Annotated in this window: 11 protein-coding genes; 8 read left to right on the top strand and 3 right to left on the bottom strand. The window is 32.1% G+C overall.

The genetic code is table 11. The features are described from left to right. Position 1: 1 nt before the first annotated feature. Positions 2 to 1,840, top strand: a complete 1,839-nt coding sequence (locus KA926_RS00955; protein WP_107384685.1) for a monovalent cation:proton antiporter family protein — start codon at positions 2 to 4, stop codon at positions 1,838 to 1,840. 302 nt (positions 1,841 to 2,142) lie between these two features. Continuing rightward, a complete protein-coding gene (gene fabI / locus KA926_RS00950; protein ID WP_192946857.1) occupies positions 2,143 to 2,913 on the top strand; it encodes an enoyl-ACP reductase FabI in 771 nt (256 codons plus the stop codon). A gap of 96 nt (positions 2,914 to 3,009) precedes the next feature. On the opposite strand, the gene cozEa is transcribed toward fabI, so the two are convergent. Next, positions 3,010 to 4,095, bottom strand: a complete 1,086-nt coding sequence (gene cozEa, locus KA926_RS00945; RefSeq protein ID WP_192946856.1) for a lipoteichoic acid biosynthesis protein CozEa — start codon at positions 4,093 to 4,095, stop codon at positions 3,010 to 3,012. Positions 4,096 to 4,433: 338 nt separating this feature from the next. Between cozEa and KA926_RS00940 the strand changes: the two genes are divergently transcribed. The 3 genes from KA926_RS00940 (at position 4,434) to KA926_RS00930 (ending at position 7,445) form a co-directional block, all read left to right on the top strand. Further along, on the top strand, positions 4,434 to 6,005 hold the full coding sequence (locus KA926_RS00940) for an alanine/glycine:cation symporter family protein (RefSeq protein WP_192946855.1): 1,572 nt from the start codon (positions 4,434 to 4,436) through the stop codon (positions 6,003 to 6,005). Positions 6,006 to 6,103: 98 nt separating this feature from the next. Continuing rightward, positions 6,104 to 6,850, top strand: coding sequence for an esterase family protein (locus KA926_RS00935; RefSeq protein WP_107504550.1), 747 nt, complete (start codon positions 6,104 to 6,106; stop codon positions 6,848 to 6,850). Between the two features lie 85 nt (positions 6,851 to 6,935). Continuing rightward, complete coding sequence (locus KA926_RS00930) at positions 6,936 to 7,445, top strand: YjcG family protein (RefSeq protein ID WP_019469079.1); 510 nt, start codon at positions 6,936 to 6,938, stop codon at positions 7,443 to 7,445. A 128-nt stretch (positions 7,446 to 7,573) separates the two neighbouring features. Here KA926_RS00930 and ltaA read toward each other — a convergent pair whose 3' ends face one another. Beyond that, positions 7,574 to 8,776 (bottom strand): lipoteichoic acid biosynthesis MFS flippase LtaA, encoded by a 1,203-nt coding sequence (ltaA, locus tag KA926_RS00925; protein WP_192946854.1) that lies wholly within the window; start codon positions 8,774 to 8,776, stop codon positions 7,574 to 7,576. Continuing rightward, on the bottom strand, positions 8,754 to 9,929 hold the full coding sequence (locus KA926_RS00920; RefSeq protein ID WP_019469081.1) for a diglucosyl diacylglycerol synthase: 1,176 nt from the start codon (positions 9,927 to 9,929) through the stop codon (positions 8,754 to 8,756). Before KA926_RS00920 ends, ltaA begins: the two co-directional genes overlap by 23 nt. A gap of 430 nt (positions 9,930 to 10,359) precedes the next feature. On the opposite strand from KA926_RS00920, the gene KA926_RS00915 reads away from it, so the two are divergent. Genes KA926_RS00915 through KA926_RS00905 form a run of 3 tightly spaced genes read left to right on the top strand, consistent with a single transcriptional unit; the run spans position 10,360 to position 13,648 of the window. Further along, positions 10,360 to 11,844 carry a UDP-N-acetylmuramoyl-L-alanyl-D-glutamate--L-lysine ligase gene (locus KA926_RS00915; RefSeq protein WP_192946897.1) on the top strand — a complete coding sequence of 495 codons (1,485 nt, stop codon included), beginning with the start codon at positions 10,360 to 10,362 and terminating at the stop codon, positions 11,842 to 11,844. Then, positions 11,834 to 12,073 (top strand): YueH family protein, encoded by a 240-nt coding sequence (locus KA926_RS00910; protein WP_192946853.1) that lies wholly within the window; start codon positions 11,834 to 11,836, stop codon positions 12,071 to 12,073. Before KA926_RS00915 ends, KA926_RS00910 begins: the two co-directional genes overlap by 11 nt. Positions 12,074 to 12,085: 12 nt before the next feature. Beyond that, entirely contained in the window at positions 12,086 to 13,648 is a 1,563-nt protein-coding gene (locus KA926_RS00905; protein WP_210143446.1) for a peptide chain release factor 3, read from the top strand. Positions 13,649 to 13,962 lie beyond the last annotated feature (314 nt).

Raw genomic sequence — 13,962 nt, 5'->3', positions numbered from 1 at the left:
CATGGAATTTTTATCACTTGTTGTCGTTGTAATGGCAGCATTCCTTACACCGATACTAATCAATAGATTACGAATTACATTCTTACCTGTTGTTGTAGCAGAAATACTAATGGGTATTCTTATAGGACACTCTTTTTTAAACATAGTAGAGCGTGATGCTATGTTAAATATTTTGTCTACATTAGGTTTTATCTTCTTAATGTTTTTAAGTGGTTTAGAAATTGATTTTAAAGCATTTAAAAAAGATAAAGGATCATCTGGAGATAAGGATAAAAGTAAAGAACCAGGTCACCTGCAATTAGCACTTACTGTATTTTTATTTATTATGATAATTTCAATTGTATTTGCTTATGCATTTAAGTGGTTTGGCTTAATTGATGATGTCTTATTAATGATTATTATCATTTCTACGATTTCATTAGGTGTTGTTGTACCGACACTAAAAGAAATGAATATTATGCGTACTACAATCGGACAATTCATATTATTAGTAGCAGTATTAGCTGACTTAGTGACAATGATATTGTTAACTGCATATGGGACACTACATGCTTCAGGTGGTGCATCTCTATGGTTAATAGGCAGTTTAGTAGTATTTGCGCTTGTTTTTTATTTCTTAGGTGGCATATTTAAAAAAGCACAATTTTTACAGAAATTGATGGATGGTACCACACAGATAGGTATACGTGCTGTATTTGCATTAATCATTATGCTGGTTGCCTTAGCAGAAGGCGTTGGTGCTGAAAATATTCTAGGCGCTTTCCTAGCAGGTGTGATTGTTTCTTTATTAGGGCCAGATGAGGATATGGTGGAGAAATTAGATTCTTTTGGTTATGGTTTCTTTATACCGATATTCTTTATCATGGTTGGTGTGGATTTAAATATACCAATGTTAATAAAAGAACCTTCGTTACTACTTATTATTCCATTTTTAATACTCGCATTTGTAGTATCTAAATTAATACCAGTGTTTTACGTACGTCGATGGTTTGATATGAAAACGACAATATCTTCAGCATTTCTGTTAACCTCTACTTTATCATTGGTCATTGCTTCTGCAAAAATTGCTGAAAAACTTGGTACAATATCATCGGAAATATCAGGTATTTTAATTTTAAGTGCAGTCATTACATGTGTCTTTGTACCTATCATATTTAAAAAAATGTTCCCAATGCCAGATGAGGCTACAAGACAAATTGAAGTGAGTTTAATAGGAAAAAATCAATTAACCATTCCTATTGCTCAGAATTTAACATCACAACTTTACCAAGTTTCACTTTATTATAGAAATGATTTAAGTGATAAACGTAAATTATCAGATGCGATTTCGATGATTGAAATTGCAGATTACGAAGAACCGTTATTAGATCGTCTAGGTTTATTTGAAAGAGATATCGTTGTTTGTTCTACAAATGATGATGATATTAATAGAAAAGTGGCGCTAATGGCTAAAAGACATGGTGTTAATCGAGTTATTTGTAGATTAGAGGCGAGTACGGGTGATGAAGGTCTACAAAGTGAAGGCATTGAAGTATTTAGTGGTTTTATGAGTAATAAAATACTCTTGAAAGGTTTAATAGAAACGCCAAATATGCTAAATCTTTTGAGTAATGTGGAAACATCGTTGTATGAAATTGCGATGTTAAATCATAAATATGATCAAATTCAATTACGTAATTTCCCGTTTGACGGTGATATCATATTTGTGAGAATCATTCGAAATAATGAATCAATCGTACCTCATGGTGATACACAATTACGCTATAAAGACCGTGTTATTGTAACGGGTTCTAAAGAATATGTTGATGAATTAAAACGTGAATTAGAGTTTTATTATTAACATCCGATGTCTGGGATATGATTTATGTCTCAGACTGATGTAGGATTAGCAGTAAATGAATTTCTGAAAGCTATTTTGAGTTGTTAATATTTATTTATTGAGTGAAGTATTGGTAAGCATTTTAAGTTTGTAACATATAAATAATGATAAATTCGTATATAGAATGTAATATGAATTGTTTAAACAATGAAACCAATGTTAAAATAAAGTTTGTTAGAATTGGCATCGAGCAAAGTGATAGGAATACGATTATAACTTCTCGAACCAGTTTAAAATGAAAATTTAAAAAAGGAGTTATTTTCATGTTAAATTTAGAAAATAAAACATTCGTCATTATGGGTATTGCTAATAAACGTAGTATCGGTTTTGGTGTGGCTAAAGTATTAGACAAATTAGGTGCAAATTTAGTTTTTACATATCGTAAAGATCGTAGTAAAAAAGAAATGGAAAAACTTGTAGAACAATTAGATCAACAAACAATTAAAATGTATCAAATAGATGTACAAAAAGACGAAGATGTTATCAATGGTTTCGCAAAAATTGGAGAAGAAGTAGGTAACATTGACGGTGTTTATCATTCGATTGCTTTTGCTAATATGGAAGATTTAAGAGGCCGTTTTTCAGATACATCTCGTGATGGTTTCTTATTGGCACAAGATATTAGTTCATATTCATTGACAATTGTTGCCAGAGAAGCAAAAAAAATTATGCCTGAAGGTGGTAGTATCGTTGCTACAACATATTTAGGTGGCGAATATGCTGTACAAAACTACAATGTAATGGGCGTAGCTAAAGCTAGTTTAGAAGCAAATGTACGTTATTTAGCATTAGATTTAGGTGAAGATAATATCCGTGTCAATGCGATTTCAGCTGGTCCAATTCGTACACTAAGCGCTAAAGGCGTTGGCGGTTTTAACACAATCATGAAAGAAATTGAAGAACGTGCACCATTAAAACGTAATGTAGACCAAGAAGAAGTAGGTAAAACTGCAGCGTACTTATTAAGTGATTTATCAAGTGGTGTTACAGGCGAAAATATCCATGTAGATAGTGGTTATCATATCGTTAAATAATTTATGACTTAAAACATAATTGAAGATTTATATATTAAAAAAGACTATTCGTTTCAACAACAGAAACGAATAGTCTTTTTGTTTTATAACGTTATTTTATTCCTTGACATCACTATTTGCTTTAGCAATGATAGCTTGTCTATATCGAAAGACATTTCTGACAACTGTTTTAATTACAGCATATAACGGAACGGCTATTAAGATTAAACCGAAACCTCCAAGATTACCTGCAGCTAATATCACTACAATAATTGTTAGTGGATGAATACTAAGTGATTTACCCATTACGTTCGGTGTAATCACATTACCTTCTAATTGTTGAGCAATCAACGTAATAATACATACCCATATAAATGTTGAAGGGCTTTGAATAATTGCAATGACTGCAGCGGGTGCAAATGCCATCCAAGGGCCTAAGAACGGTATCATATTTGCTACACATGCAAACATAACAAGTAATAATGTGTAGTTAAGTCCTACAATTGAATAACCAATGTATAAGATAATACCAAGAATGATACTTACTGTAACTTGGCCTTGAATATAAGATTTAACAGTTTCATTTAAATCTTTCAATAATTCCACAGTGAAAACTTTTCTATCTCCTTTAAACAATCTTGCAATGAAAGGGATGAAACGCTCATGATCTTTTAACATATAGATTAAAAAGAACGGAACCATTATCAATAAGAAAAGCGTTGAAATAAATGATGTTAAGTATCCTAAAGAGTTAGATAAAATATCAGCAGTACTGTCGCTAATAGATTGTACCATTTTATTAATTCTATCAGTTACATCATTCGGCAATCTTTCCATTTGATCTAGTGCAAAATTGATGATGTTCTGCACTTCATGTTGTAATGCAGGTATTTGATGTACTAAGTTTTCAATTTGTTCTGCAATTAACGGAGCTAACACACCAATAACAATACTAATTATAATAATTAAACCTATAAAGATTATAGTAATGCTGCCCCAACGTGGCACATGATTTTTTTCAAGTATTTTTTGAAAAGGCAAACAAATATAAAATAAAAAGCCACTTAATAATAATGGTAACAATACTGATTGAAGGATAATAATAAATGGTGTGAAAATACTATGTACTTCCATAATCAGTTTGATTAGTAAAAACAGGATTAATAAAGCGATACCTGTTCTAAACCATACTTTGTTAAGCATAGAACGGTTCCTCCTATAAAACTTTATTTTAATTTATAATTCAGTATATCTTAAAAAAAGATAGAACAAAAGATAAATTTGTGAAACTTTGTACTTAATGTGCATGTGAAGATTGATTACAATTTCAGAGTGATAACAAAGGGGAAACAGTAATGCGTAGTGCGTTATAAGATAATATAAATATTAAATATATTAATGTTATTTATGCAAAAAATTCATAAAAAAATATATAATTTGTGAAAATAATAACTTATATAATGCGTTGCGCGGAACATAACATATGTGTATAATATTAAAAAATATCATTTTCTTTAATGGTATAACAAGGGGGATACGTTATGATAGAAGGTTTTTTTACTTGGCTCTATGACATAGTATGGAGCAAACCATTAGTTTATGGTTTGTTAATCACTGGTATATTATTTTCACTATTTATGAAATTTTTCCAAGTCAGACACTTTAAAGAAATGATTCGACTTATGTTTCAAGGGGAAAAGTCACCAACAGGTATTTCAAGTTTTCAAGCAATCGCATTATCGTTAGCAGGTCGTGTAGGTACTGGTAATATTGTAGGGGTATCAACAGCGATATTTATTGGTGGACCGGGAGCCGTATTTTGGATGTGGGCAACAGCATTTTTAGGAGCGAGTAGTGCATTTATAGAGTCGACATTAGGTCAGATATATAAACGTGAAGAAAAGGGACAATATAGAGGTGGACCAGCATTTTATATTGAATATGGTATAAAGGGGAAACTGGGTAAAATATATGGTTTGATCTTTGCGATCGTCACTGTGATTTCAGTCGGATTGTTATTACCAGGTGTTCAATCAAATGCTATATCTAGTTCTATGAAAAATGCATTTCAATTAAATCCATGGATTGTAGCCATATTTTTAGCAATTATTATCGGCTTAATCATTTTTGGGGGAATAAAATGGATTGCTAATGCAGCGACTGCAGTTGTACCATTTATGGCAGTATTATATATTTTAATGGCGGTCATTATTATCATACTCAATATTGAAGCGGTTCCTTCTTTATTTGCATTAATTTTCAAATCCGCATTTGGTATGGAAGCTGCTTTTGGTGGGATATTAGGTGCAATGATTGAAATAGGTGTCAAAAGAGGTCTTTATTCAAATGAGGCTGGACAAGGTACAGGACCACATGCAGCTGCGGCAGCAGAGGTATCACACCCAGCAAAACAAGGTTTAGTGCAAGCGTTTTCAGTTTACGTTGATACTTTGTTTGTTTGTACTGCAACAGCATTAATCATCTTGCTTTCTGGTACATATAATGTAACGGATGGCGGTAACACACCAAGTGATAAAGCAAGTTTAATTAAAGATAATGGGATCTTTGTTGAAATGTCAAATGGAGATAAAGATTATTCTGGAACCGCAATGTACGTACAAGCAGGTATAGACAAAGCATTACAAGGTGGAAGTTATCATTTTGACCCATCGTTCTCTGGATTTGGATCTTATTTTATAGCAATTGCTTTGTTTTTCTTTGCCTTTACTACTATATTGGCTTATTACTATATTGCAGAAACCAATATTGCATACTTAACAAGAAACGCAAATTATAGGACTTCCTTTATATTTATCAATATAACGCGAATTGTATTAATTCTTGCAACCGTTTATGGCGCAGTGAAAACGGCAGATATTGCATGGCTAATGGGAGATTTAGGTGTAGGTATGATGGCCTGGCTTAATATCATTGCAATTTGGCTATTACACAAACCAGCTATAAGCGCATTGAAAGATTATGAATTGCAGAAAAAACGTTTAGGATCGGGTAAAAAAGCTATTTATAAACCAGACCCTGAAAAAGTACCTAATGCTGTATTTTGGCTGAAAGATTATCCTGAACGTCTAAAAAAAGAGGATATTAACGACTAAAAATAATATGTCACTTAGATAAATAAAAAGCGAGTTATTTTAAAATATTGCGTCTCTTGATACAATGTCATTAAGACTACGAGGGGGCGCATTATTTTATGGACAATTTTCAAGCAGGGCGAATTAATAAGATTAATTTTTCTAGTGACATATTAGATAGAGACATTACACTATCTATTTATTTACCTAAAGATTTTACAGAACTATTTAAATACAAAGTCGTCTTTTGTTTTGATGGTTTAGACTTTTTTAGCTTTGGCAGAATACACAGAACATATGAAAAATTATGGGAAGCAAATGAAGTAGAAAGAGCAATATTTGTAGGTTTTCATTATGAAGATGTTGAAAAAAGAAGAGCAGAATTTCATCCCCAAGGAGCAAAAACAGCTTTAACGGTAAAATGTATGGCGAATGAAATTTTACCGTTTATAGATGCTCAATTCCCAACGTATAAAGTAGGAAATGGCAGGGTTATTTTAGGTGACAGTTTAGCTGGAAGTGCGGCTTTGATTACTGCATTATCTTATCCGAGAATTTTTAGCCAAGTGGGACTATTGAGTCCTCAACATGATGAAGTGATACAAACATTAATCGAACGATGTCAATTTCAAGAACAATTGACAATATGGCATACTGTTGGATTAGAAGAAAAAAACTTTGCTTTACCAACGACAGGTAAGCAAGCGGATTTTTTAACACCTAATCGTCAGCTTAAATCGATTATCGAACATAGTGATATAACTTATCATTATGCAGAGTTTGATGGTGGTCATAGATGGAAATCTTGGAAGCATTTATTAGAAGATTTATTAAAATATTTTTTATCAGATAATATTTCTTTTTAATTATCTGTAGGAAATTTAGTTAAAAGTAACGAATTTTTGTGAAATTTGATATAATGTAGTTATGTTAAACAAAGGAGGAATTTAAATGATTTTAGGATTAGCATTAATTCCGTCAAAAGCGTTTCAAGATGAAGTAAATGCATACCGTAAACGTTATGATGCTCACTATGCAACGATAATGCCACACATTACGATTAAAGAGCATTTTAAAATAAACGAAGGTGATCTTGACGCTGTCAAAGAGACAATCAAATCAAGAATCGAGGGGATACCACCTATTGAAGTACACGCGACAAAGGCTTCAAACTTTGCGCCAATTACAAATGTAATTTATTTTAAAGTTGCCAAAACTGACAATTTAGAAAAATTATTTAATCAATTCAATAGTGGTGATTTCTATGGCCGTCCCGAACATCCATTTGTACCACATTTTACAATTGCACAAGGTTTGACTAGTCAAGAGTTCGAAGACATTTTTGGTCAATTGAACTTAGCGGGTATTGACTATAAAGAGGCAATTGAGCAACTTTCTTTAGTTTATTACGATGAAAGTGCGGAAAAATGGAAAGTCTTAGAGAATTTTAATTTTGCATAATTTTTTTATATAAAGTTATCATTTCAATCAATGATAATATTGAAACTTTAAAAGAGTCGCTATCATTTTAGAATTTATCTAAAAACTTGATAGCGACTCTTTTGTATATTGAACATTACTAAATATAGTTAAGTGTGTGTGTGTTGTTGTTTACTTTTAACAAAATAAATACCATAAAATATTGCTAAAAATAAAAATACTAATGCTGAAAAATAAAAAGTATTATTAACAGATTTAGAGAATTCTGTGATTAAACCACCTACGAGTGGACCAATCATAGAGCCGAAACCTTGTACACTATTGAACACGCCCCAAGTCTCTTCTTGTTCATCCATGTGTATATGACTTGCCATAAAAGTATTCCATGCAGGTAACAAGATGCCGTACATTAGGCCGATAAATAATGCCAAGCCCCAAACTAATTTAATATCCGTAATAATAGATAACGCAAATATCATTAAAGTATATAAAACAAATCCACTAAAAATGATACCATACATAAATAATGTACCATTGTTGTCTATAATTTTAGATAAAAACAACATAGAAATAGCACAACCTATGCCACCAATGATAATTGCAATCGTATATTCAACTGTTGAAACGCCCACGACTTTCGTTGCATATGTAGGTAATATCGGTACTAAGGCAGTGATGGAAGCACCTTGTAATAAAATACCTGGAAACAGAATTAAATGGCGTTTAGTCACATTTACAATTTGACCTAACTGTTGTTTTACAGGTCTTGTATTATAATTAGTCAGTCTTATTTTAACGAAATAGTATAGAATCCATGCAATCAGTACGACTAATGACATCATAAAAGCGAAACGTGTTGGATGGAATTTAAAGATTAAGTTCATTCCAACCATTCCAACTAATAAACCTAGTAACCATGAGAAATAAACATAACCCATTTGTTTACCACGATTATTTTCATCAACACTTGCAAGCATAATGACCCAAATAGGACTCACGGCGATACCTAGCAATATTGCACTTGTGATTAGCACGATAGGTGATGTAGGAAACCAAATGACTAAAAACAAACTACCAAACGCTAATAAAAATCCAATTGTCAAAACAAGCTTTGTACCTAAGCGTTTAAGTAAAAAACCTATGACAAAGTTGGTTGTTGCATCAGCAATAAAGTGAATAGAAATAGCGATAGATGTAACACCTACCGCAATAGAAGTTGCCGTTGGAAGTAATGCTAAATAACTCAACACATACATACCTCTAGCAAACTCCATTAAAAATAAAATAATCAACATAATAATAAAATTTGTACTTGAATTGTAGTTAGTATTATTTAACGAAGAGCTTTGCATATAAAGGAACCTTTCCATAAACTTCTTCATAACGTGTTGAATGGTCTAGAAGATCTAATAAATCTTTGCATAATTTATATGTTGAATATGGAATGCGTGATTCACTCATTGCTTTAGACATTTCTACTAGTGAAGTTGGATGATTTGTTAATGATGCTACTTGTTGAATAGCTTCATCAGGTGAATAAGCGATAGTGCCGTAACCTTTTTCTTCAAAATAAAGCGCGTTTTCTAACTCTTGACCAGGTGCAGGATCTAAGAAAATCATTGGAATTTGTCGGGTTAGTGCTTCAGAAATCGTGATGCCACCTGGCTTTGTAATCATCAACTGACTTGATGCCATCCATTCATTCATCTGTTTTGTATAACCTAAGATAAGTACGTTATCATAATTTTTAAATTGGCTAGATAATGTGCGTTTCAACTCTTTATTTTTACCACAAACCATGACTACTTGTGATTGTGGACTTTTAGTCAAAATATCACTAATCATTTGACCGAATCCTTTTGAAACGCCAAAAGCACCTGCGGACATAAGTATTGTAGGTTTATCTGGATTCAAATTATTTTGACGTAACCATGAAGATTGGTCAATATCTTGTTCGAATTTATCAGAAATTGGAATGCCAGTAACCTTTAATTGATGTCTTGGGATCCCTATTTCAGCAAATTCATCTTTTAATTCCTCAGTTGCCAAGTAATACCTTTGAGAATGTGGTGTAACCCAATTCTTTTGTAATCTATAATCTGTCATAACTGTGGCAATTGGGATATTCATATCAAATTGCTCAGTTAATACAGACATTACTGGCGTAGGGAAGGTCAACAATATTAAATCTGGTTTTTCTTTTAGTAATAAATTAATTAATTTATTTAATCCATAATATTTATAGAAACATTTGTCTATTTGGTCAGGTTTACTATAGTAAAAAGATTTGTACATATTTCTGAAATACTTAAAACTATTGATATACCACTTTTTACATATAGAAGTCAGAATTGGGTGAGCTTCTAAAAATAAATCATGTTCAATGACAGTTAAATTGTCTAGATTCATTTCATTGAATTGGTTTACTACGCTTTGAGTAACCTGTAAATGTCCATTACCAAAAGAACCAGTAATAATCAATATTTTTTTGTTACGAGTAACCATTTTGAGTCACCCTCCAATAGTATAAATTTAGCTCATGCTAAGTTTAACGCATTTTATTGTCATGCGAAAGAAAAAACATAATTATTAGAGATTATATCATTTTACAAACGCATAGAAAATGATTCATACTTATTTTTTAAAATTATATCACGCTAAATTTAGATTGTTCTATATGTATACCATACCACGCTTTCTATTAAAATAAGCGACCTTAAAAGAAACTAAACAAATAAAAAAGGAAATCTACACAATTAATTACATATGATTAACAAACTGAATCTCGTTTAGGCTCATGATAGTTATAAAATTTTTTAAATGAAAACGAAAAATATATAATAGTAGAGAAAGAAATAATTAGCAATATTAGTTTCTATAAAATCAACTAAAAATGTGTATAATAGAATTATTGGAAATAAAGGAGCGGTTAATGTTGAATGCAAATGAGTTGTTTAAAAAAATAAGAGTTAAACAAGTGATAGGAACATTAGATATGAACGTTAATGATATAACAACAGACTCGCGTACTGCTAAAGAAGGAAGTATATTTGTTGCTTCTAAAGGTTATACAGTCGATAGTCATAAATTTTGTCAAGATGTTGTAAATCAAGGCTGTAAAGTCATTGTAGTAAATCATGAACAATTGTTGAAAGGTGATGTAACACAAGTTATCGTTCCTGACACGTTGCGCGTTGCCAGTTTACTCGTAAATGTATTATTTAATTATCCAAGTAAACAACTAACTACATATGGTGTTACTGGAACCAATGGTAAAACATCTATAGCGACAATGATACACCATATATATAGAAAATTAGATAAAGGTAGTGCTTATTTAGGTACTAATGGTTTCCAAATTAATGAGGAAAAATCTAAAGGTACAAACACAACACCTGAAACAGTTGCGCTAACTAAAAAAATTCATGAAGCTGTAGAAAAGCAAGCACAGGCCATGACTTTAGAAGTATCAAGTCATGGTTTATCATTAGGACGTTTAAGTGGCGTTAATTTTGATGTGGCGGTATTTTCAAATTTAACGCAAGATCATTTAGACTTTCATGGCACAATGGAAGCTTATGGTCATGCTAAATCATTATTATTCAGCCAGTTAGGTGAAGATTTATCAAAAGAAAAATATGTTGTTTTAAATCAAGATGATAGATTTTCAGAATATTTAGCTTCAGTTACACCTTATGAAGTCTTTACCTATGGCATTAATGAACGTGCACAATTTATGGCTGAAAACATTAATGAGTCATTACAAGGCGTAACGTTTGATTTTAATACACCTGAAGGTACATTTCCTGTAAAGTCACCTTATGTAGGCATCTTCAACGTTTCTAATATTATGGCTGCAATGATAGCTGTTTGGGCAAAAGGTGCAACGTTAGAAGAAATTATTCAAGCCGTAGAAAACTTAGAACCTGTTGAAGGTCGACTTGAAGTTTTAGACCCCAAATTGCCAATTAATCTAATTATTGATTATGCACATACAGCAGATGGTATGGATAAACTTATAGATGCTGTGAAACCTTTTGCAAAACAAAAATTAATTTTCTTGTGCGGTATGGCAGGAGAAAGAGATATGGGCAAAACACCTGAAATGGGGCGCGTTGCTTGTAGAGCGGATTACGTTATTTTTACACCAGACAATCCAGCAAATGACGATCCTAAAAAATTAACAAGCGAACTCGCTAAGGGCGCAACACATAATAATTATATAGAATTTGAAGACCGTGCAGAGGGGATTCGTCATGCTATTGAAATTGCTAATCCTGGCGATACAGTTGTCTTAGCTTCTAAGGGACGTGAACCTTATCAAATTATGCCTGGTCATGTAAAAGTACCACACAGAGACGATTTAATCGGCTTAGAAGCAGCTTATAAAAAGTTTGGCGGTGGCCCAGTTGGAAATTAGGCTTATCAGTCTAAATGATGTAACAGTCCGTAGTTATATTTATAAAAATGATAACGATGAAGTCTTGCTTTTGGCAATACCAGACTTAAATTGGTCATTAGAAATTGATACTTCGTTAAATGATGATGATATCAAGGAGGAACTTGTGATACACTTGTTTACGTTACTTGATGAGTCAACAGCAGTACAAATTGCTGATGATATTGGTCAATCGATATTTGCGAATTAAAGGAGAGAACAAATGAGTATAAAGGAAGAAGTAGAATCCAGAAAAACTTTTGCGATTATTTCCCATCCTGATGCTGGTAAAACAACATTAACTGAAAAGTTACTATTATTTGGTGGTGCAATTAGAGAAGCAGGGACTGTAAAAGGTAAAAAAAGCGGTAAATTTGCGACGAGTGACTGGATGAAAGTTGAACAAGAACGTGGTATCTCAGTTACAAGTTCAGTGATGCAATTTGATTATGATCATTACAAAATTAACATTTTAGATACACCTGGACATGAAGATTTTTCTGAAGACACATATAGAACATTAATGGCCGTAGACAGTGCTGTAATGGTTATAGATTGTGCAAAAGGTATTGAACCTCAAACTTTAAAACTATTTAAAGTTTGTAAAATGAGAGGCATTCCTATTTTCACATTTATCAATAAATTAGATAGAGTAGGTAAAGAACCGTTTGAATTATTGGATGAAATCGAGTCTACATTGGAAATCGAAACATATCCTATGAATTGGCCAGTGGGTATGGGACAAAATTTCTTTGGTATCATTGATCGAGATACACATACGATTGAGCCTTTTAGAGACGAACAAAATGTGCTTCATTTAAATGATGATTATGAATTGGAAGAAGATCATAAAATTAAAAATGATAGCGCCTTTACTCAAGCAATCGAAGAATTAATGTTGGTAGAAGAAGCGGGAGAAACATTTGATAATGAAGCTTTGAGAAAAGGTGATTTAACACCAGTGTTCTTTGGATCAGCGCTAGCAAACTTTGGTGTACAAAATTTCTTGAATGCCTATGTTGACCATGCACCTATGCCAAGTGCTCGACAAACGAAAGAAGATATTGAAGTTACACCATATGATACAGATTTCTCAGGCTTTATTTTCAAAATTCAAGCGAATATGGATCCCAAACACAGAGACAGAATTGCATTTATGAGGGTTGTTAGTGGCGCTTTCGAACGGGGTATGGATGTTACGTTACAAAGAACTAAAAAGAAACAAAAAATAACACGGTCAACTTCATTTATGGCTGATGATAAAGAAACTGTTAATCATGCAGTCGCTGGAGATATTATAGGCTTGTATGACACGGGTAATTACCAAATTGGAGATACATTAGTAGGTGGTAACCAAAAATTCAGTTTCCAAGAATTACCACAGTTTACACCAGAATTATTTATGAAAGTTTCTGCGAAAAACGTCATGAAACAGAAACATTTCCACAAAGGAATTGAACAGTTAGTTCAAGAAGGTGCCATTCAATACTATAAAGCATTGCATACTAATCAAATTCTTATTGGTGCAGTTGGTCAACTACAATTTGAAGTTTTTGAACATCGACTTAAAAATGAATATAATGTTGATGTCATCATGGAACCAGTTGGTCCAAAAATTGCAAGATGGATTGAAAATGAAGAAGATATTAAAGATAAAATGAGTTCTTCTCGTTCTATATTAGTTAAAGATGTTTATAATAATTACGTCTTCTTATTTGAAAATGAATTTGCAACGAGATGGTTTGAAGAAAAATTTCCAGAAATTAAATTATACAGTTTGTTATAACATGATTAATTGTGTATAATACTATATTATTAATAGAATACCTATGACTTTGTAGTCGGAGGGGAGTAACTCAACTGTTTTTAAAGGGATATATGAGATAGTAATATCATTATAAAATATCTGTTTTATATATCTTTTTAACATAGTCATTTTGTCGTCATTACGAAACGTTAAACGTTTCCGGTAAAATGGGCAGGAAAAACACTGTCGAGTGAGACCTTTGCTTATAAATGTTACAAACATACAAATTATATAAGACCGAAAGTTTAATTTACTTTAGTGCGTGTATATGATTAAAATGTGTGTAGCATTTA

This window comes from Staphylococcus sp. GDY8P94P (assembly GCF_017892255.1).
Lineage (GTDB): Bacteria > Bacillota > Bacilli > Staphylococcales > Staphylococcaceae > Staphylococcus > Staphylococcus cohnii.
The sequence above is the reverse complement of the archived record's forward strand: the minus strand, read 5'-3'. Positions and strand labels throughout refer to the sequence as shown.

Excerpts from the sequence above, each read along its gene's own strand:
- cozEa (WP_192946856.1), bottom strand. The coding sequence starts at position 4,095 with ATGCTTAACAAAGTATGGTTTAGAACAGGTATCGCTTTATTAATCCTG.
- KA926_RS00955 (WP_107384685.1), top strand. The coding sequence starts at position 2 with ATGGAATTTTTATCACTTGTTGTCGTTGTAATGGCAGCATTCCTTACA.
- KA926_RS00920 (WP_019469081.1), bottom strand. The coding sequence starts at position 9,929 with ATGGTTACTCGTAACAAAAAAATATTGATTATTACTGGTTCTTTTGGT.
- ltaA (WP_192946854.1), bottom strand. The coding sequence starts at position 8,776 with ATGCAAAGCTCTTCGTTAAATAATACTAACTACAATTCAAGTACAAAT.
- KA926_RS00940 (WP_192946855.1), top strand. The coding sequence starts at position 4,434 with ATGATAGAAGGTTTTTTTACTTGGCTCTATGACATAGTATGGAGCAAA.
- KA926_RS00905 (WP_210143446.1), top strand. The coding sequence starts at position 12,086 with ATGAGTATAAAGGAAGAAGTAGAATCCAGAAAAACTTTTGCGATTATT.
- KA926_RS00935 (WP_107504550.1), top strand. The coding sequence starts at position 6,104 with ATGGACAATTTTCAAGCAGGGCGAATTAATAAGATTAATTTTTCTAGT.
- fabI (WP_192946857.1), top strand. The coding sequence starts at position 2,143 with ATGTTAAATTTAGAAAATAAAACATTCGTCATTATGGGTATTGCTAAT.
- KA926_RS00930 (WP_019469079.1), top strand. The coding sequence starts at position 6,936 with ATGATTTTAGGATTAGCATTAATTCCGTCAAAAGCGTTTCAAGATGAA.